This is a genomic window from Pseudomonas sp. Yb2C2 (assembly GCF_052112325.1).
Classification (GTDB): Bacteria; Pseudomonadota; Gammaproteobacteria; order Pseudomonadales; family Pseudomonadaceae; genus Aquipseudomonas; species Aquipseudomonas marginalis.
Genome location: NZ_JAVAJK010000011.1, coordinates 1 through 19,791 on the forward strand (window position 1 = coordinate 1; position 19,791 = coordinate 19,791).

At 61.7% G+C, this 19,791-nt stretch carries 16 protein-coding genes and 2 pseudogenes; 6 read left to right on the plus strand and 12 right to left on the minus strand.

What is annotated here, in order from left to right; translation table 11 throughout:
- The 6 genes and pseudogenes from tatB to Q8X51_RS16540 all read left to right on the plus strand — a co-directional run.
- Positions 1-105, plus strand: a pseudogene (gene tatB / locus Q8X51_RS16515) (Sec-independent protein translocase protein TatB); the annotation flags it as partial.
- Positions 102-893: a twin-arginine translocase subunit TatC gene (gene tatC, locus Q8X51_RS16520; protein WP_027605034.1), complete on the plus strand. Its 792-nt coding sequence runs from the start codon at positions 102-104 to the stop codon at positions 891-893. The pseudogene tatB and the gene tatC, both read left to right, overlap by 4 nt.
- Positions 890-1,597 (plus strand): 16S rRNA (uracil(1498)-N(3))-methyltransferase, encoded by a 708-nt coding sequence (locus Q8X51_RS16525; protein WP_407693545.1) that lies wholly within the window; start codon positions 890-892, stop codon positions 1,595-1,597. Before tatC ends, Q8X51_RS16525 begins: the two co-directional genes overlap by 4 nt.
- Before the next feature lie 217 nt (positions 1,598-1,814).
- Positions 1,815-2,786: pseudogene (locus Q8X51_RS16530) on the plus strand (methyl-accepting chemotaxis protein); the annotation flags it as partial.
- 141 nt (positions 2,787-2,927) lie between these two features.
- Entirely contained in the window at positions 2,928-3,641 is a 714-nt protein-coding gene (locus Q8X51_RS16535) for a methyl-accepting chemotaxis protein (protein ID WP_370671261.1), read from the plus strand.
- Between the two features lie 165 nt (positions 3,642-3,806).
- Entirely contained in the window at positions 3,807-5,714 is a 1,908-nt protein-coding gene (locus Q8X51_RS16540; RefSeq protein ID WP_137211645.1) for a methyl-accepting chemotaxis protein, read from the plus strand.
- Positions 5,715-5,726: 12 nt separating this feature from the next.
- On the opposite strand, the gene Q8X51_RS16545 is transcribed toward Q8X51_RS16540, so the two are convergent.
- From Q8X51_RS16545 to hutI, 12 genes are all read right to left on the minus strand, one after another.
- Positions 5,727-6,461: an amino acid ABC transporter ATP-binding protein gene (locus tag Q8X51_RS16545; protein WP_027605038.1), complete on the minus strand. Its 735-nt coding sequence runs from the start codon at positions 6,459-6,461 to the stop codon at positions 5,727-5,729.
- A complete protein-coding gene (locus Q8X51_RS16550; protein ID WP_065925730.1) occupies positions 6,454-7,413 on the minus strand; it encodes an amino acid ABC transporter permease in 960 nt (319 codons plus the stop codon). Before Q8X51_RS16550 ends, Q8X51_RS16545 begins: the two co-directional genes overlap by 8 nt.
- A gap of 94 nt (positions 7,414-7,507) precedes the next feature.
- Positions 7,508-8,305 carry a transporter substrate-binding domain-containing protein gene (locus tag Q8X51_RS16555; RefSeq protein ID WP_065925731.1) on the minus strand — a complete coding sequence of 266 codons (798 nt, stop codon included), beginning with the start codon at positions 8,303-8,305 and terminating at the stop codon, positions 7,508-7,510.
- Positions 8,306-8,515: 210 nt separating this feature from the next.
- A complete protein-coding gene (locus Q8X51_RS16560) occupies positions 8,516-9,325 on the minus strand; it encodes a transporter substrate-binding domain-containing protein (RefSeq protein ID WP_027605041.1) in 810 nt (269 codons plus the stop codon).
- Positions 9,326-9,502: 177 nt separating this feature from the next.
- The gene (gene mdoH / locus Q8X51_RS16565) at positions 9,503-12,073 is read right to left on the minus strand and encodes a glucans biosynthesis glucosyltransferase MdoH (RefSeq protein ID WP_065946670.1); all 2,571 of its coding nucleotides are present in this window, start codon (positions 12,071-12,073) and stop codon (positions 9,503-9,505) included.
- Positions 12,066-13,745 carry a glucan biosynthesis protein G gene (locus tag Q8X51_RS16570; protein WP_235865643.1) on the minus strand — a complete coding sequence of 560 codons (1,680 nt, stop codon included), beginning with the start codon at positions 13,743-13,745 and terminating at the stop codon, positions 12,066-12,068. The genes mdoH and Q8X51_RS16570 overlap by 8 nt, the downstream gene beginning before the upstream one ends.
- A 323-nt stretch (positions 13,746-14,068) precedes the next feature.
- On the minus strand, positions 14,069-14,506 hold the full coding sequence (dtd, locus tag Q8X51_RS16575) for a D-aminoacyl-tRNA deacylase (RefSeq protein ID WP_407693544.1): 438 nt from the start codon (positions 14,504-14,506) through the stop codon (positions 14,069-14,071).
- Positions 14,503-15,474 carry a prolyl aminopeptidase gene (gene pip, locus Q8X51_RS16580; RefSeq protein WP_027605045.1) on the minus strand — a complete coding sequence of 324 codons (972 nt, stop codon included), beginning with the start codon at positions 15,472-15,474 and terminating at the stop codon, positions 14,503-14,505. Before pip ends, dtd begins: the two co-directional genes overlap by 4 nt.
- Positions 15,475-15,577: 103 nt before the next feature.
- Entirely contained in the window at positions 15,578-16,507 is a 930-nt protein-coding gene (locus Q8X51_RS16585; RefSeq protein ID WP_065946671.1) for an alpha/beta hydrolase, read from the minus strand.
- 175 nt (positions 16,508-16,682) lie between these two features.
- A complete protein-coding gene (locus Q8X51_RS16590; RefSeq protein WP_065925737.1) occupies positions 16,683-17,630 on the minus strand; it encodes a choline ABC transporter substrate-binding protein in 948 nt (315 codons plus the stop codon).
- A gap of 131 nt (positions 17,631-17,761) precedes the next feature.
- Positions 17,762-18,562, minus strand: coding sequence for an N-formylglutamate deformylase (gene hutG, locus Q8X51_RS16595; RefSeq protein WP_065925738.1), 801 nt, complete (start codon positions 18,560-18,562; stop codon positions 17,762-17,764).
- 11 nt (positions 18,563-18,573) lie between these two features.
- Entirely contained in the window at positions 18,574-19,779 is a 1,206-nt protein-coding gene (hutI, locus tag Q8X51_RS16600) for an imidazolonepropionase (RefSeq protein WP_407693543.1), read from the minus strand.
- Positions 19,780-19,791 lie beyond the last annotated feature (12 nt).

Below are 19,791 nucleotides of genomic sequence, written 5' to 3' on the forward strand. Positions count from 1 at the left end.
ACCCCGCCCGCCGCCCCGACCCCGACCGCTCCAACCGAGCCTGCGCCGACGCCCGCTGCGTCGCCCGCGCCCCATGACCCTACATTGCCGCCGCGAGCCCCATGAGCGCTGATAAACCGGAAAACGACCAGCATATGCCGCTGGTCTCGCACCTGACCGAGCTGCGGACCCGCCTGCTGCGTTGCGTGGCCGCGATCTTCGTGATCTTTGCCGGGCTGTTCGCCTTTACCCAGCAGATCTACACCTTCGTCTCCACGCCACTGCGCCAGTACCTGCCGGCCGGCGCGACGATGATTGCCACCGATGTGTCATCGCCCTTCCTGACGCCGTTGAAGCTGACGATGATGGTCTCGCTGTTCCTGGCGATCCCGGTGATCCTGCACCAGATCTGGGGCTTTATCGCACCGGGCCTGTACAAGCATGAGAAGCGCATCGCCGTGCCCTTGCTGGTATCGAGCATCCTGCTGTTCTACACCGGCATGGCCTTCGCCTACTTCCTGGTGTTCCCGTTGATCTTCAAGTTCTTCGCCGCCGCCACCCCGGCCGGCGTGGAGATGATGACCGACATCACCAGCTACCTTGACTTCGTCATGACGCTGTTCTTCGCCTTTGGCGTCGCCTTCGAAATCCCGGTGGCCGTGGTGTTGCTGGTGTGGATCGGCGTGGTCAACGTGCAGTACCTGAAGAAGATCCGCCCGTACGTGATCATCGGCTGCTTCGTGGTCGGTATGATCCTCACGCCGCCGGACATCTTCTCCCAGACCCTGCTGGCCGTGCCGATGTGGATGCTGTTCGAGATCGGCATCCTGTTCAGCGGCCTGATCAGCAAGCGTGGCGATCACCCGGATGACCAACCCGCCGACGACGACCAGCCGCCAGCGACCCAGCCGTGAACCTGCTGCTGCTGTTCGATGCCGACTTTATCGCGGCCGACCGGGTGATCCTGCGTGATCGGCGCCTGGTGCATATGCAGGAAGTCCACCGTGCCGCCGTAGGCGACAGCCTGCGGGTCGGGCGCCTTGGCGGGTTGATGGGCAACGCGCAATTGCTGCGCCTGGAAGCCCGCGAAGCCGAACTGCAAGTGAGCTTCGACCAACCACCGCCGGTCAAACTGCCCCTGACCCTGCTGCTGGCCCTGCCACGTCCGAAGATGCTGCGCCGGGTCCTGCAAACCGTGGCGGCCATGGGCGTGCCGAAAGTGGTGCTGGTCAACAGCTACCGGGTGGAAAAAAGCTTCTGGCAGACCCCCTTCCTGGAGCCCGAGGCCATTCGCGAACAACTGATCCTCGGCCTGGAACAGGCGCGGGACACGGTACTGCCGCAAATCGTTATCGAAAAGCGCTTCAAGCCCTTCGTCGAAGACCGCCTGCCGGCCATGACCGCAGGCACCCTTGGCCTGATTGGCCATCCAGGCGACTACCCAGCCTGCCCCCGTGGGCTGGATGAACCGGTCACCCTGGCCATAGGCCCGGAAGGTGGCTGGATTCCCTACGAAGTGGATTTACTGACCAAGGCCGGCTTGCAGCCAGTGCAATTGGGTGCGCGCATCCTACGCGTCGAAACGGCCGTCACCGCCCTGCTCGCCCGCCTTTTCTAACCACACCGCATAACCCTGTGGGAGGGGGCTTGCTCCCCCCCACAGGGGACAGCGTCGCTACAGAATTCCGTATGCAAGCCGATAACCCGTGAATAAGTCCAAGCTTTGTTCCAGGGGAGTTCGCAGCATGTATCGTTGGTTAGCCGAAAAACTGGGAAATGTCAGCGTCAAAACCAAGCTGGCGGTGGGCTTTGGCCTGGTATTGCTGTTGACACTGATGATCACCTTCACCGGCTGGAGCGGCCTGGGCGACGTGATCAGCCGTGGTGACAAGCTGGGTTACATCTCCAGCCTCAACGGCTTGACCAAAGACCTGCGCCTGGCACGCCTTGACTACGAGATGCGCCGTGGCGAACAAGGCCCGACCGCCGTCAGCGAGCTGCTGAACAAGCTGGACACTGGCCTGAAGACCGCACGCAGCCTGATCGAACAACCCACGGATGCCGCCCTGGTCGATGAGCAATTGGCCGCCGTGGACCAGTACAAGCGCGCGTTCAACGATATGGTGCAGGCAGGCACCAACCGCGAAAATGCCCGCAGCAAGCTGGGCGATACCGCCGATAATGCGGTACTCAAGGTCAGCGAAGTGGAGAAATCCCTGCTGCAAGGCGACAGTGTCACGCTGTTCAACAGCGTGGTGGACCTGAGCAAACTGATCCAGCAAGCGCGCTTCCAAGTACGGGGCTACACCTACAGCGGCAAGGTCGAGGCCGAGCAGCCCGCGCTGGATGCCATCGACAACGCGCTGAAAAAAATCACCAGCCTCACCAGCCAAATACCTGATCAGTATTCAGCCAACCTGCAACAGGCCAGCGTCTCACTGCAAGCCTACCGCGCCGCCGTCAGCCAATACCGCGACTCTCAAGTGGCCAGCGCAGCGGCACTCAAGACCATGTCTGCCCAGGGCGATATCCTGCTGGGCCACAGTGACAAACTGACGGTTTCCCAGACCGCGGTACGCGATGCGGATGCCGCGCAAGCCAAATACTTGCTGCTAATGGCCACCGTGCTGGCGCTGATCTTCGGCCTGGTTGCCGCCTGGGCCATCACCCGCCAGATCATCCTCCCCCTGAACCAGACCCTGCAGGTCGCCGAGCGTGTCGCGTCGGGCGACCTGAGCCACAACCTCACCTCCTTGCGCCAGGATGAGCTGGGCCAATTGCAACGCGCCATGCAAAGCATGACCATGGGCCTGCGCGAGTTGATCGGCGGCATCAGTGAAGGGGTCACCCAGATCGCCAGCGCTGCCGAGCAACTGTCGGCCGTGACCGAACAGACCAGCGCCGGGGTCAACAGCCAGAAAGTCGAGACCGACCAGGTGGCCACCGCCATGAATGAAATGGCCGCTACCGTGCAGGAAGTGGCGCGCAATGCCGAGGAAGCCTCGGAAGCCGCGCTGGCCGCCGACCAGCAGGCCCGTGAAGGCGACAAAGTGGTCGGCGAAGCGATCGCCCAGATCGAACGCCTCGCCACTGAAGTCGGCAACTCCACGGTCGCCATGGCCGATCTGAAGCGCGAAAGCGACAAGATCGGCAGCGTGCTCGATGTGATCAAGTCCGTGGCCCAGCAAACCAACCTGCTGGCCCTCAACGCAGCCATTGAAGCGGCACGGGCCGGTGAGGCCGGACGCGGTTTCGCGGTGGTGGCCGATGAAGTACGCAGCCTGGCCCAGCGCACCCAGAAGTCCACCGAAGAGATCGAAGAGCTGATCGTCGGCCTGCAAAGCGGCACCCAGCAGGTGGCGAACATCATGGACAACAGCCGTGGCCTCACCGACAGCAGTGTCGAGTTGACGCGCCGCGCCGGCAGCGCCTTGGAGAACATCACACGTACGGTCTCGACCATCCAGGCGATGAACTCCCAGATCGCCACCGCCGCCGAGCAGCAAAGCGCCGTGGCGGAAGAGATCAATCGCAGTGTGTTGAACGTGCGTGATATCTCCGAGCAGACGGCTTCGGCCAGTGAAGAGACTGCCGCATCGAGTACCGAACTGGCGCGCCTGGGCACCCATCTCCAGGCGCTGGTCGGCCGCTTCCGGGTCTGACCCCTTCCCCGCGTGGCGACCCGCCCTGGGTCGCCGCCTGCAATCTGTGAAATTTCCTACGCGTTTATCAGCCCCACCTCTGCGCCGAGAGAACTAGCGTTCAATTCAGCTCAATGTGCCTGCGCATGTTGAGAACGCCCACTGTTCACTTGTCGGAGGTTGATCATGCTTCGTCGAATGACTTACCTGTTGGGTGACGCCAGTGTCACTCTCAAACTGGCCCTGGGCTTCTCCCTGGTCCTGGCATTGAGCCTTGTGATTGCCGTGACTGGCTGGCAGGCGCTGGCCGCGTCCCTTTACCGCTCGCAAACCCTGACCGTGCTCGCGCAACTGGCCGTGACGGGTGAAGAACTGCGGGCCGACAGAATCGTCTACCGAACCCTGGACGATACCAACAGCCTCAACAAATTGAGCGTGAGCATAGAAAAAATAGACGGGCTCCTGAGCGAGCTTTCCAACCGGCTCAAAGTCCCCAAATCCATTCAATACCTGCAGGAGATGACCCGCCTCTCCGCAACGTTCAAAACCACGCTCAAGGAGGTGCCTGCCCTGGTCGAGAAACGTGAGAGTGCCCGTGAACAACTGAAGCAGAGCTCCGTACGCACCGGTGACGTGCTGGCACAACTGGCCAGCGACTTACCCGACCAGGAGGATGAAAAAGCCCTCGATGCCATCGAAAACCTGCGCCAGGCCATAGAGCAGGCGGAGGATCGCGCCCAAACCCCTGCCTGGGCCGCCAGCTCGCTGGATGCCTACGCCCAGGCCGTCAGCGACGCCGAGCGTAACCTCGAACTCGCCCAGGCTGGCGTAGCAAAATTGCCGGTCGACAGCGGCGCCCTGAAAAATACCGTGCTCAGTATCCGCACCCACCTCACACGCCTCAAGGACACGCAACTCACAACCGAAGGCGCGCAAAATCAATTGGAACAGCAGCTGGACCAACTGCTCGCCCAGAGCGATCTCTTGAGCCAGGACCAAACTCAACGACGCGAACGCGAAGCCGAACAAGCCCGCACCCAAACCCTTGGTACGACCGCTGCAGCCTTGCTCCTCGGAGCCCTGGCGGCCTGGCTGATTGCCGGGCAAATCGTGAAACCGCTGCGCAAAGCGCTGTCCGCCGCCAATCGCATTGCGCAAGGCGACCTGAGCCATGACGTGCAATCCCGACGGCGTGACGAGTTGGGTCAACTGCAACGCAGCATGAGCCAAATGACGCTGAACCTGCGGGGGCTGATTGGCAACATCAGCGACAACGCGCGGCAAATTGCCAGCGCCGCCGAGGAGCTCTCCACCGTGACCGAACAAACTCGCGCAGGGGTGAATAATCAGCGCGATGAAACCGAGCAGGTCGCCGCCGCCATGAACCAGATGCTCGCCACCGCCCAGGAGGTTGCGCGCCACGCCGAGCAGGCGTCCCTCGCCGCCGGACAGGCCAATCAACAGACTGAGCTGGGCGATCAGGTGGTGACGGATGTCGTGGCGCAAATCGAGCACCTTGCCCATGAAATGGCGCGCGCAGGCCAGGCCATGATTGGGCTGCAACGGGAAAGCCAGAAAATCAGCAGCGTGCTGGATGTGATCAAGTCCGTGTCACAGCAGACCAACCTGCTGGCGCTCAACGCTGCGATAGAAGCCGCACGGGCCGGCGAGGCCGGTCAAGGCTTCGCGGTGGTCGCCGATGAGGTGCGCGGTCTCGCCCAACGGACCCAGCAGTCCGCCGAGGAAATCGAAGAGCTGATTGGCGGCCTGCACAGCGGAACCCAACAAGTGGCCGACATCATGGATTACAGCCGCACCCTGACCGACAACAGCGTCGGCCTGGCCCGCAACGCCGGGGACTCCCTGACGGAGATAGCCCGCACGGTGTCGGTCATCCAGGAAATGAACCCGCAGATCGCCGCTGCCGCCGAGGAGCAAAGTGCGGTGGCCGAAGAGATCAATCGCAGCGTATTGAAAGTACGCGACGCCTCGGAGCAAACCGCCGCCGCCAGTGAACAGACGGCAGCGGCCAGTATCGAACTGGCGCGGCTGGGAACGGATTTGCAGCAATGCGTGGGGCGGTTCAAGGTATGAACGCCCCGCGCCCTATAGCACCTGGCGCAGGAACGCCTGGGCACGCGGGTCTTTGGGCGCCGCGAAGAACTCGGCCGGGGCCGCATCTTCCAGCAACTTGCCATGATCGAAGAACAGCACCCGGTCCGCCACTTCACGGGCAAAACCCATTTCGTGAGTGACGCAGACCATGGTCATGCCTTCCAGGGCCAGGGTCTTCATCACGTCCAGCACCTCGCCGACCATTTCCGGGTCGAGGGCCGAGGTGGGCTCGTCGAACAGCATCACCTTGGGCTCCATCGCCAACGCCCGGGCAATCGCCACGCGCTGTTGCTGGCCACCGGAAAGCCGCGACGGGAACTCGTTGGCTTTCTGCGCAATGCCGACCTTTTCCAGCAGCGCCAGGGCCTTGGCTTCGCGCTCTTTCTTACCGCGCTTGCGCACGACTTTTTGCGCCAGGCACAGGTTTTCCAGCACGGTCATGTGGGGGAACAGGTTGAAGTGCTGGAACACCATGCCGACTTCACGGCGATAGGCATTCACATCGGTTTTCGGGTCGGCCAGTTGCAGGCCATCGATGCTCACCGAGCCGGAATCGAACTCTTCCAGGCCATTGAGGCAACGCAGGAACGTGGACTTGCCGGAGCCGGACGGGCCGATCACCACCAACACTTCGCCCTTGGCCACCTGGGTGGTCACATGGTCCACCGCGCGCACCACATGCCCGCGGGTATCGAAGACTTTTACCAGATCGCGGACTTCAATCACTTTGGGCGAGCCTCCGCTCAAGCCGGCTGGCCATTTTCGACAGCGGCAGGTTGATCAGCAGGTACAACCCTGCGACGCAGAACAGGATTTCAAACGGCGAGAACGAGGTGGTGATCACTTCGCGACCGCTTTTGAGCAGCTCGGTAATCGCGATCACCGAGACCAGCGAGGTGTCTTTCACCAGGCTGATAAATTGCCCGGCCAGCGGCGGCAACACGCGCTTGAAGGCCTGCGGCAGCACCACATGACGCATCGACTGGCTGGCGCTCAGGCCCAGGGAGCGAGCCGCCTCGTTCTGGCCACGGGTGATGGACTGCACCCCCGCGCGGACGATTTCCGCCACATAGGCGCCGGTGAACAACGACAGGGCGGCGATCCCGGCGAATTCCCGGGACAGGTTGAGCACCGTGCCGATAAAAAAGTAGAAAATGAAGATCTGCACCAACAGTGGCGTACCACGCACCAGCTCGACGTAGATCGTCGACAGATCGCGCAGGGTCGGGTTATTGGACAGTCGGCACAACCCGGTTGCAAGACCGATCGCCAGGCCGAGAATCCCGGATACCACCGACAGCCACAACGTGGTCCACAGCCCCCACATCAAGGGGCCCAACGCCCAATGGCGGTTAACCCCGATGACATCGCCTTCGGCCACATCATCGCCGCGCGCCACTTGCAGGCTGTTGTCGGCCACGCTCACGCGTTGTTCGACGCCGGCATCGTTGCGCAGGGTGACTTCGGCCACATCGCCCTTGCGGACCAGCTCCACGACAGTGGAGATGTCCGCAGCGCGCTGGGACTCTTCGGCCTGGTAGGCGAAGTATTGCGGGACCCGGTTCCAGCGCCATTCGTAGGACATCAGCGAGGTAGCGTAGTACAAGGCGCCAGCCAGGCCGACCAGCACGACGACGGTCAGCAGGTGCCAGGGCCATTGGGCTTTTTTCTGTTTCATCTACTCAGCATCCAAAAAATTCGAGGCCCGCACACTTGAGGTGGCAAGCCCGCTCCCCACATCAAGCCCTCTCGCAACAGAAAACAGTCCCGCTTTATTCCATGTCCTTGAGCCACTCGGAGCTCTTGAACCACTTGTCATGGATGCGATCGTAGGTGCCGTCGTTCTTGATCTGGTGCAGGAAATTGTTGATGAAGTTGATGCTGTCGTAGTCACCCTTCTTCAGGCCGAACGCCAGGGGTTCAAAGGTGAAGGGTTCTTCGAGGAACACCAGCTTGCCGTTACCGACTTTTTTCTCGGCGACCACGTTGTATGGCGCGTCATACACGAAGGCATCGGCCTTGCCGTTGACCACGTCCAGCACACCTTCCTGCTCGTTGTCATAGCCGTGGTACTTGGCCTTGGAGATCAGCTTCTTGGCGACCATCTCACCGGTGGTGCCGAGCTTGGAGGTCAGGCGGTACTTCTCGTCGTTCAGGTCTTTGTAGGACTTGATGGTGCCTTCCAGCTCCTTGCGGATCAGCAGGGTCTGGCCAACCACAATGAAGGGTTCGCTGAAGTTCAGGCGCAGGTTGCGTTCCTGAGTCAGGGTCATGCCGCTGCCGATCATGTCGAACTTGCCGGTGAGGAACGCCGGGATGATGCCGTCATAGCCGGTGGACACCAGCTCCAGCTTGACACCCATGGACTTGGCCATGGCCTTGAGGATATCGACCTCGAACCCAATGATTTCGCCGCGTTTGTCGGTCATTTCGAACGGCATGTAGGTCGGGTCCATGCCGACTTTCAGCGTGCCGCGCTTGACCGCATCATCGATGGCACCGGCCTGGGCGGCATTGGCCGCAACCAGCGCGGCGACGCCGAGCAGCAGCATCGAAAGATACTTTTTCATCATCAAGTCCCCTGAACGATTCTTATACGGTCGGCGCGCAAAAGGGCTGCACCAATTCGGGGTGCGATCCTAACCCACTCATTGCCTGTCACAAAGGTTTCACGGGTATTTGTTATCTGCGTATGTCGGAAAAGTCCCACAACAACGCAGCCAGCTGCTGGGATAGACGCTTGCGTTGGTAGCGCTGGCAACGGATTGATGTGTAAGAAGTTATGACTTCCAGTCGACCTCTACCAGCCAGTCCATGTCCTTGAACCACTTGTCGTGCAAGCGATCGTAGGTCCCGTCCTGGGCGACTTGATTGAGGAAATGGTTGATCCAGTTGAGGCTGTCAAAATCGCCTTTCTTCACGCCAAACGCCAAGGGTTCAAAGGTGAACGGCTGTTCAAGCGCCAGCAGCTCGCGGTTTTCCGGCAAGCTCAGGGCGATCAGGTTGTAGGGCGCATCGTAAATAAAGGCATCGGCGGCACCGTTCACCACTTGGCGCACAGCTTCCCGGGGCGTTGCAAAACTGCTCAAGCGCGCCGCCCCCAGGAAGCGTTGCGCCGCCGCCTCGCCAGTGGTGCCCTGGACGGTGGTGACACGGTAAGTGGCGTCGTCCAGGTCTTCGACACTGGCGACCTTGTCCTTCAGGCTGGGGTGCAGCAACACGGTTTGCCCTACCACGATAAAGGAGTCGCTGAAATTCAGCTTCAGGTTGCGCTCCTGGGTGACGGTCATGCCGCTGCCGATCAGGTCGAACTTTTTCGCCTGTAGCCCAGGCAGCAACTCGGTATAGGGCACGCTGACCAATTCAAGCTCAACGCCCAGGGCCTGGCTCATCACCTTGAGCAGGTCGATTTCAAAGCCAACGATACGGCCCTCTTTATCGGTCATTTCAAAGGGGACATAGGTGGGCGTAGTACCCACTTTCAACACACCACGCCGAACCGCATCGTCGATGGCACCGGCCTGCACCAGACCAGCGTGAATCAATGCAATAACGCCGATCAGCAATGCCGAACAATACCTTTTGATCATGAATCCCCCTGTGACCGAGTCAAATTTGGGGGGCGATCCTACCCCACTCGCGGGCACGCAAATACGCCTCGGACAAGGGACTTTTGTTTCGAAATAACAAGGAGTTAGAGCGATAGAGAAACGCTGTAGGACCAGCGCTTCGAACGCCCCCGAAGTGAACCCTCGGGGGCGCCTGAATCAGGCCGGTTGGGCCTGGGACGACAGCGGTTGCAGCGGCAGTAACGGCGCGTGCGGGTCGGCCTTGATCGAATTACGCCAGGCAGCGAGCCACTCGGCATGCCCTTCGCTCCAGATCTGCTCATGCAAGCGGGCCAGGGCTACCGGGTCGCTGAGCAACGCCAGGCGTTCGCCGTTGTTGAGGCCGGCAGGGCCGACTTTCAACGCGTGGCGCACACGCTCGGCACGCAGGTACTCGATCGGCTCGGCCTGACCGTGACGCGAGGTCGCCAGGGCACAGGCCAGGGCGTTCTGCTGCGGGTCGACCACCGAGCGCACAAAGCCGTCTTTCAGCGCGTGCCAACGGTTTTCGTGGGTGTACTTGTCGGTGGACAGCAACGCTTGCGGCGGATTGTATTCCTCAGGGATCAGGAACAGGCTCTCATCGCGGGACTTCAGGCCAAGGTTGACCCGGCTGGAGATCACCGACACCGGGATCGACAGCATCAACGAACCGACGATCGGTACCAGCCACCACAGGAAGCTCGGGTTCAACCACACCACCAGCAGGGCCCAGAAGAAGCCCAGCAGGGTCTGCGTGCCGTGACGCTTGATCGCTTCGCCCCACGGGGTGGAGTCGTCGTCACGCTGCGGCGAGTTCCAGGTCGCGGCCCAGCCGAGGAACGCGGCGAGCACGAAACGGGTGTGGAAAATCATCCGCACCGGCGCCAGCAGCATGGAGAACAGCATCTCCAGCAGCATGGACATCGTCACCTTGAACTTGCCACCGAACTCCTTCGCACCTTTGGCCCAGATCAGGATGATGCTCAGCAACTTCGGCAGGAACAGCAGCACGATGGTGGTGGAGAACAGCGCCACCGCCTTGTCCGGATGCCATTGCGGCCACAGTGGGTACAACTGGCGTGGCGCCATGAAGTACTGCGGCTCCATCAGGGTGTTGACCGCCAGCAAGGCCGTCGACAGCACCAGGAACAGGAACCACAACGGCGCCGACAGGTAGGACATAACACCGGTCAGGAACACCGCGCGGTGCACCGGGTGCATGCCCTTGACCAGGAACAGGCGGAAGTTCATCAGGTTGCCGTGGCACCAGCGACGGTCACGCTTGAGTTCATCCAGCAGGTTCGGCGGCAGTTCTTCGTAGCTGCCCGGCAGGTCGTAGGCAATCCACACGCCCCAGCCGGCACGGCGCATCAGCGCCGCTTCAACGAAGTCGTGGGACAGGATGGAACCTGCGAACGCACCTTTACCCGGCAATGGCGCCAGGGCGCAGTGCTCGATAAACGGTTTCATGCGGATGATCGCGTTGTGACCCCAGTAGTGGGATTCACCCAACTGCCAGAAGTGCAGGCCGGCGGTGAACAGCGGGCCGTACACCCGGGTGGCGAATTGCTGCATGCGCGCATACAGGGTGTCCATGCCCGACGCACGCGGCGCGGTCTGGATAATCCCGGCATCCGGCGTGGCTTCCATCAGGCGCACCAGGCTGGTCAGGCATTCGCCGCTCATCACGCTGTCGGCGTCGAGAACCACCATGTACTTGTAGTCGCCGCCCCAACGACGGCAGAAGTCGTCGAGGTTGCCGCTTTTACGCTTCACGCGACGGCGACGGCGGCGATAGAAGATCTTGCCGAAGCCACCCGCCTCACGGCAGACGTCGAGCCAGGCTTGCTGCTCGGCGATGCAGATGTCGGCCTCGTTACTGTCGCTGAGCACGAAGAAGTCGAAACGATCGAGGTCACCGGTGGCGGCCACCGATTCGAACGTCGCGCGCAAACCGGCGAATACCCGCGGCACGTCTTCGTTGCAGATCGGCATGACCAGCGCGGTGCGCGCCTCTTTCGGGATCGGCTCGTCGCCGGCACTTTTACCGGAAATCCGGTATTTATCGTGGCCGGTGAGCAGTTCGAGGAAGCCCATCAATGCAGTCCAGAAACCGGCCGAGACCCAGCAGAACAAGATCCCGAACATGATAAGGATGCTGGTCTGCAGGGCGTAAGGCAGCACCTGGGTGGCGGTTTGCAGCAGGGTCTGGTTGCGGATCTCGTCGAAGTCGACCAGCGACCAGCCCTGGTACGGCATGATGCCTTTCATGTACCAGCCGGCCACAATGGTCTGGCCGAGCATCAGCACCAGCAGGATGTAACGACGAATCGAACCCACGGTACGCCAGCGGGCTGCCGGCAATACGCGCTCATCCTTCGGCGGGGTCGGCGGGTTGCTGCGGCCGGTGATCCGTCGCCAGCCGCGCACCAGGATATTGGTGCGCCACGGTTCAGGCACCACGCGGGTACGGCGGATGGGCGGCGTGGCCTTGAGGCACACGCGCCCACTGGCGTCGAGCCCGAGCATTTCGGCGTCTTGCAGCTCTTCGGCCGTGCTGAGGGTCAAGCGGCGACCCACCGACGCCTGGGCGGCGTCGACGGGTGCATCGAACGCCTTGGACGACAAGCGCTCGTGCAACTCGGTGAAGGATGTGCAGCCCGCCAACTCGGCGCGCTGCTCAGCGGTCATCGGAAGATGCGCCAGGTACTCGGAGAGAGTCTCTGGCTGGACTTGAGAATTACTCATCGGCAGGCAACTGATAGCTCCAGGTTTCGGTCAGGACTTGCTCGGTCTTGATCGGCTCCGGTGTGGCTGGGGCAGCTTCTGGCTGCTTGGCTTCCTTGTCTTTCGCGTCTTTCTTGGCCTGTTTATCATGCTGCTTGGCCAGGACCTTGTCGGCCTTCAGCACCTGGGTGGAAACATGCTCAGGCTCAGGCGGCGTGATGTCCTGGACCAGGGCTGCACGCATCTCGGTCGGCTTGCCTGCGTCCTTGATCTTCATACGCAGGGTCAGGCGCCAGCCTTTGGTGTGTTCGTTGTAGCGCACGCTGTTTTCTACCAGCTCCGCGTTGTCACTCACGCTCACCTGGCTGCGCACCGGGGCGTCCGGCAGCAGTTTCTTCAAGGACGGGCCCTCGAAGTCCACCAGGTAAGCCACGCTGCCATCCGGCTGACGGATCAGGTTGGATTGCTTCACGTCACCGGTGGAGCGCAGGGTCTGCTTGACCCAGGCGCTGTCCGGCGAATGGAACGCGGCATCATCGAGGGTCCAGTGCAGGCGGTAGGCCACTTCCAGCGGCTTGCCGACTTCCGGCAACTCGGCCGGACTCCAGAACGCAACGATGTTGTCGTTGGTTTCATCGGCAGTCGGGATCTCGACCAGGTCGACGGAGCCCTTGCCCCAGTCGCCTTCAGGCTCGATCCACGCGCTTGGACGCTTGTCGTAGTTGTCGTCGAGGTCTTCGTAGTGGCTGAAGTTGCGACCGCGTTGCAGCAGGCCGAACCCACGCGGGTTCTCCACGGTGAAGTTGCTGACCGACAGGTGTTTAGGGTTGTTCAGGGGGCGCCAGATCCACTCGCCGTTGCCGGCATGGATCGACAGGCCGCTGGAGTCATGCAACTCGCGACGGTAGTTGAGCACCTTGGACGGCTGGTTGGCGCCGAACAGGAACATGGAGGTCAACGGCGCAACGCCCAGCTTGCTGACCTTGTCACGCAGGAACATCTGGGATTTCACATCGACAACCGTGTCGGTGCCCGGACGCAGGATCAGGCGATAGGCGCCGGTCGCACGTGGGGAATCCAGCAGGGCAAAGATCACCAGGTGCTTGTCACCCGGTTTTGGACGTTCGATCCAGAACTCGGTGAAACGCGGGAATTCTTCACCCGACGGCAGCGCGGTATCGATCGCCATGCCACGGGCGGACAGGCCATAGACCTGGTCCTTGCCGACGACGCGGAAATAGCTGGCGCCGAGCATGGTCATGATTTCGTCTTGCTTGTCGCCCTTGTTGATCGGGTACAGCACACGGAAACCGGCGTAACCCAGCTGTTCGGTGGCTTTAGGATCAAACTTCACGTCGCCGAAATCGAAGCGAGTCGGGTCGTATTTGATTTCCTGGACGCTGTCGGCGGTCACTTCGTTGATTTTCACCGGTGTATCGAAATGCATACCCTGGTGATAGAAGGACAACTTGAACGGGGTGTTCTGATCGGCCCATTCGGCTTTTTCATTGCGGAAACGAATCTTCTGGTAGTCCGCGAACTTCATTTCGCGGAACTCGTTCGGCAGATTGCTGCGCGGAGCTTCGTATTTCTGCCCGGCCAGCTCTTTTGCCTTGGCCGACACATCATCCAGACTGAATGCCCACAGTTGACCCGCGCCGAACAGGCAAAACAGGGCGGAGCCCGTCACCAGTGCGTTTCGTAACCGTTTGGCAGACAATTTTGGTGCATTACAGGGACTAACAATCACGAGCAACCCTCGCCGAAAACAGATCAAAAAACCAACGGCCAGCTATCTATATGCCAGGTTGGCGAGCATTGTTCCGACTCCCCAGGGTCCAAATGATTCCCCTGAGGCCGTCGGACAAGTCTCTACCTAAGTCAAAAATGGACCAAACAACGCTGATCCCCGTAGCGCGCGATTATCTAGTAGCCCGCGAGACAACGCATCAGGGACAACGAAGTATTTGTAGCGAAACCCTACGTTTTTAGGCATTAAAGTCGTTTTTAATACATTCATGTCTGTAAGAGAAAGGTCACAGGGCCATCATTGACCAGATGCACCTGCATATCTGCGCCAAAACGCCCCGAGGCCACCTTGCCATGCAATTGTTGCGCTTGTAACAGCAAGTGATCAAAAAGCGCCGTTCCCAGGGCCGGCGGTGCAGCGGTTGAGAAGCTTGGCCGCAGGCCGCTCTTGGTATCCGCCGCCAGGGTGAACTGCGACACCAGCAGCAATCCGCCATCGATATCCTTCAACGACAGGTTCATCTTGCCCTCGTCGTCGCTGAACACCCGGTAGTTAAGCAGCTTGTGCAGCAGTTTGTCGGCGCTCTCGGGCGTATCTGCAGGTTCGACGGCCACCAGCACCAGCAAACCTTGGTCAATCGCTCCGACGATTTCGTCCGCCACTTCGACCCGGGCGCTACGCACCCGTTGCAGCAAGGCCTTCATGCTTCTTCTGGCGGCAGATCAAGCAGGCGCCGTGCCATTTCGCCGGTCGCGCGCACCAGTGCATCGGTAATCCCGGGCTCGGACGCCGCATGACCCGCTTCACGAATGACCTGCAGTTCGCTGTTCGGCCAGGCCTGATGCAGCTCCCAGGCGTTATCCAGCGGGCAGATCATATCGTAGCGGCCATGGATGATGACGCCAGGCAGATGGGCGATCTTGTGCATATCGCGAATCAGCTGGTTGGGCTCCAGGAAGGAGTTGTTGGTGAAGTAGTGGCACTCGATACGGGCGATGGACAGCGCGCGCTGAGGCTCGGAAAAACGCTCCACGTGCTGCGGGCTCGGGCACAGGCCGAGCATGCGCCCTTCCCAGCCGGACCAGGCCTTGGCGGCGTGCATCTGGGCGATCTGGTCGTTGCCGGTCAGGCGCTTGTGGTAGGCCGCGATCATGTCGTGACGCTCATCGGCGGGAATCGGCGCGATGTAGTCCTGCCAGTAGTCCGGGAACAGGCGGCTGGCACCAGCCTGGTAGAACCATTCGATGTCCTGGGGGCGGGCGAGGAAAATACCGCGCACGATCAGGCCATGCACACGTTCGGGGTGGGTTTGCGCGTAGGCCAGGGCCAGGGTCGAGCCCCAGGAGCCGCCGAACAGCACCCATTTGTCGATGCCAAGATGTTCGCGGATGCGCTCGAGGTCGGCGACCAGGTCCCAGGTGGTGTTGTTTTCCAGGCTCGCGCGCGGGGTGGAACGGCCGCAGCCACGCTGGTCGAAGGTGACGATGCGGTACAGGTTGGGATCGAAATAGCAGCGGCTCTGGGCATCGCAACCGGCGCCAGGGCCACCGTGGATGAATACGACAGGCAAGCCTTCGGGGGAGCCACTTTCATCGACGTACAGCGTGTGGGTGTCATCGACGGCCAGATCGTGCCGGGCGTAGGGTTTGATCTGCGGGTACCAAGTCTGCATTGCGCGCTCCGTAGGGGGTCGGGTTCATCCCTGGGGGGACGTCTTTTATTTTGCCGTCTGGCACTATAAACCCGAATTGTGCAATGAGCATGTCCTTGAGCGCTTAGAGCTGCGTCAGTAGTTCGCTCCTCAGGTAATCCAACAGGTAGCCGTACAGCCGATCCACCTCCGGGGCCTGGCCCTTTGCGCGTAGACAGCCGTGGACCAGGCCTTTGCCCGGATACAACCGCGCAGGCACACCGGCCTGTTGCAGGCGCTCGGCGTACAGCATGCCGTCGTCGCGCAGCGGGTCGAATTGGGCTACTGCGATCAAGGCCTTGGGCAAACCACTGAAATCCTCGGCCAGCAGCGGCATAGCATAGGGCGATGGTTTAGCCAAACCACGCAGGTAGAGCGCCAGGTAGTAGTCGGTGTCGGCAGTGCTGAGCAGCGGCGCGTCCATGCAGTCACGGCGCGAGGGCAAATCAGCCGGGCCGCCCAGTCCGGGGTAAATAAGGACCTGGGCCCGCGGCATAGGCTGGCCATCATCGCGCAACCCCAGGCACAACGCCGCCGCCAGGTTGCCGCCCGCACTGTCACCGACCACTGCCAGGCGTTGCCGATCGATGGCGTGTGGCGCCTGCCCTTTCTGGATCGCCTGCCACACTGCGCGGCAATCGTCGTAGGCGGCCGGGAATGGGTGCTCGGGCGCCAGGCGGTAGTCGATGGCGATCACCAGCACCCGGAGGGCATTGGCCAGCTCGAAGCAGATGAAGTCGTGGGAATCCAGGCCGCCGACCACCCAGCCACCGCCGTGTATATAGAGGAGACATGGCCAGCCGTCGGCGGGTGGCGGTGTGGGGGGCAGATAACTGCGCACGTCCACGCCGGCCAGGGTGAAGTCCGTGAGCTGCAAGCCTTCCGGTTTCGGCGGGGTGAATGCCTGGCACATGCGTTCGTAACTTTGGCGCAGGCTCGCCAGGGAAGAGTCGGCGCTGGTGAAAGACTCGGTTTTTTCAACGAACGCGACAAGTTGCGGGGATATCGGGTACATACGCAATGATCTCTGGCGCGGCAGGTTCAAGGTCGGAGGTTTCCGATTGCGATGGATCAGTCACTTGATAGGTGGCCCGGCATGGCGCTATCGGGGCAGTCGTATCTACACATCTTCGGTGAAAGCATAACCTGAGGTAATGAAGCCCTTGTGGTGAGCGGGGGCTGCACTTGGCTTAGGGTTTGAGGTAGGCCTGGAGCGACGCCAAGCCATCGCTGCCATCAAATGCTGTAACCCCGGCCAACCAGCGCTGCAAATCCTCGGGGTGGTCGCGCAGCCATTGCCTGGCCACGTCCTGCGGTGACTGGCGCTCCATGATCGGCACCATGAGCTGGCTTTCCTGGGCCGCGGTGAAGGTCAGGTTCTCGAGCAATCGGTTAGCGTTGGGGCAGCGTTCGGCGAAGTCCGGCGCGGTCACGGTGGAGACCGTGGCGCGCCCTTCGTCAGGACCGAACACGTCTTCGCTGCCAGTGAGATAGGCCATTTTCATATTGATGTTCATGGGGTGCGGGGTCCACCCGACAAATACCACGAACTCCTTGCGGTTCACCGCGCGCTGCACCGCCGCCAACATGCCAGCCTCACCGGAAGCCACCAGCTTGAAGCCGCCCAGGCCGAAGTGGTTGGTGTCGATCATTTTCTGGATATCGGTATTGGCGCCGCTGCCGGGCTCGATGCCGTAGATCTTGCCGCCCAGCTTGTCCTTGAAGCGGGCGATGTCGGCAAAGGTCTTCAGCCCGGCGTCAGCCACGTATTGCGGCACGGCCAGGGTGGCCTGGGCGTCGGCGAGGCTGGGTTTATCAAAGACTTTGACCTGCCTGGCGGCCAGAAACGGCGCGATGTTGTTGTCCATCGCCGGCTTCCAATAGCCGAGGAACACGTCCAGGCGTTTATCGCGGATACCGGCAAAGATGATCTGCTGCACGGCGCTGGTCTGCTTGCTGTCATAGCCCAGGCCGCTGAGCAGCACGTCGGCCATGCCCGAGGTGGCGACCACATCGGTCCAACTGACCACGCCCATGCGAATGGATTTGCAGGAGGCCGGTTCGGCGGCCATGGCTTGGGCACTGAGGAGTGCGGCGCCGGTGAGGGTCAACAGGTAACGGTTGAACAGTCTTCTCATGAAAGAGGTCTCACTCGGCAGCTTTTATTATGGGAAGTGGCGTCTGGTGCGCCATAACCACAACCTTACCGAGCGAGACCTCTCCCAACACGACCTGTGGCGACTGTGAGTTGCACAGGGGCGACCGTTCGTCACTCGTAGCGCTTGCGCCCCCACGCCAGCAAGCCTTCCAGCAGCTGCTTCAACACCACCTGCGTCGGCTCGGCCAGATCCGGGCGATAGCGGAACGGCTCGAACTCTTCCATATACGTGCTCTGGCACAATTCCAGCTGCACCGCATGGATATCCTGCGCCGGGTTGCCGTAATGGCGGGTGATATGGCCGCCCTTGAAGCGCCCGTTCAATACATGGGTGTACTGAGGATGGGTGGCACAAATGGCCTCGAGCTGGCTGGCCAGTTCCGGATCACAGGCGGCGCCGTTGAAGGTGCCCAGGTTGAAATCCGGCAGTTTGCCGTCGAACAGGTGCGGGATCACCGAGCGGATCGAGTGCGCATCGAACAGCAACGCATAACCGAACTCGGCCTTGAGCCGCGCCAGTTCCTCTTGCAGCGCGCGGTGATACGGGCCCCAGATCTTTTGCAGGTAACTGGCGCGCTCTGTCTCGCTCGGCTCCAGACCTTCGCGGAACAACGGCACGCCATCGAACAGGGTCGCCGGGTACAGGCCCGTGGTGGCACCGGCGTACAGCGGCTTGTCGTCCGAGGGCCGGTTCAGGTCAATGACAAACCGCGAGTACTCCGCCGACAGGGTGCTGGCACCCAGCGCTTCGGCGAAGTCATACAGCGTGGGGATGTGCCAATCGGTGTCCGGCAGGCTTTGCGCTTCGGGGATCAACCCGGCTTCCACCGCAGGCGTCAGGCGCAGGCCGGCGTGGGGCATGCTGATCAGCAGCGGCACACGGCCTTGTTTGAAGTTCAGAACCTTATCCACAGCAGTGCTCCTTATAGGGTGACGTCGACGCCGTGGCGCACGACGCGTTTATCCAGCTCACCGCCCAGCCAATAGGCGAGGTCGGCGGGGCGATCAATCTGCCAGGCGACAAAGTCTGCGACCTTGCCCACTTCCAGGGACCCATGGGTGTCGCCCATGCCCAGGGCGGTGGCCGCATGTTGTGTGACACCGGCCAGGGCTTCTTCCGGGGTCATACGGAACAGGGTGCAGGCCATGTTCAGCATCAGGCGCACCGACAACGCCGGCGAGGTGCCGGGGTTGAGGTCACTGGCGATGGCGATCTTCACGCCGTGCCTGCGCAGGGCGTCCATCGGCGGCAGCTGGGTTTCGCGCAGGAAGTAGAACGCCCCCGGCAGCAACACGGCGACGGTGCCGGCAGCGGCCATGGCGATGGCGTCTTCTTCGGTCATGAATTCCAGGTGATCCGCCGACAGCGCGTGGTAACGCGCCGCCAGGCTGGAGCCGTGCAGCGACGACAGCTGCTCGGCATGCAGTTTCACCGGCAGGCCGAGTTGCTGGGCGGCCTTGAACACCCGCTCCACCTGCTCGGTGGAAAACGCCAGGTATTCGCAGAACGCATCCACCGCGTCCACCAACCCCTGCGCCGCCAAGGCCGGCAGCATTTCATTGCAGATGTGCTCGATGTAATCGTCGGCGCGGTCCTTGTACTCCGGCGGCAATGCATGGGCCGCCAGGCACGTGGCACGCACGCTGACCGGCAGCGCTTCGCCCAGGCGCCGAGCCACACGCAACATCTTGCGCTCGTTGGCCAGGTCCAGGCCGTAGCCGGACTTGATCTCCACCGTGGTCACGCCATCGCGCAGCAGGCTGCGCAGGCGCTTATGGGCGCTGGCGAAGAGTTCATCCTCCGTGGCGGCGCGGGTGGCGCGCACGGTGCTGGCAATACCGCCGCCCTTGGCCGCGATGTCGGCATAGCTCACGCCCTCGAGGCGCTGCTCGAATTCGCCGCTGCGATTGCCGCCAAACACCGCGTGGGTGTGGCAGTCGATCAGCCCGGGGGTGACCCACGCGCCTTGCAGGTCATGCACCTGGGCGTAATCCGCCGTCGGTACTTCGCTGCGCGGACCGATCCACTCGATGAGCGAACCGGCGGTGACCAGGGCGGCATCCTCGATGATCGAGTATTTGCCCTGGGCCATGGTTGCGACGTGGCAGTGTTGCCAAAGGGTTTTCATCAACGCCTCCCT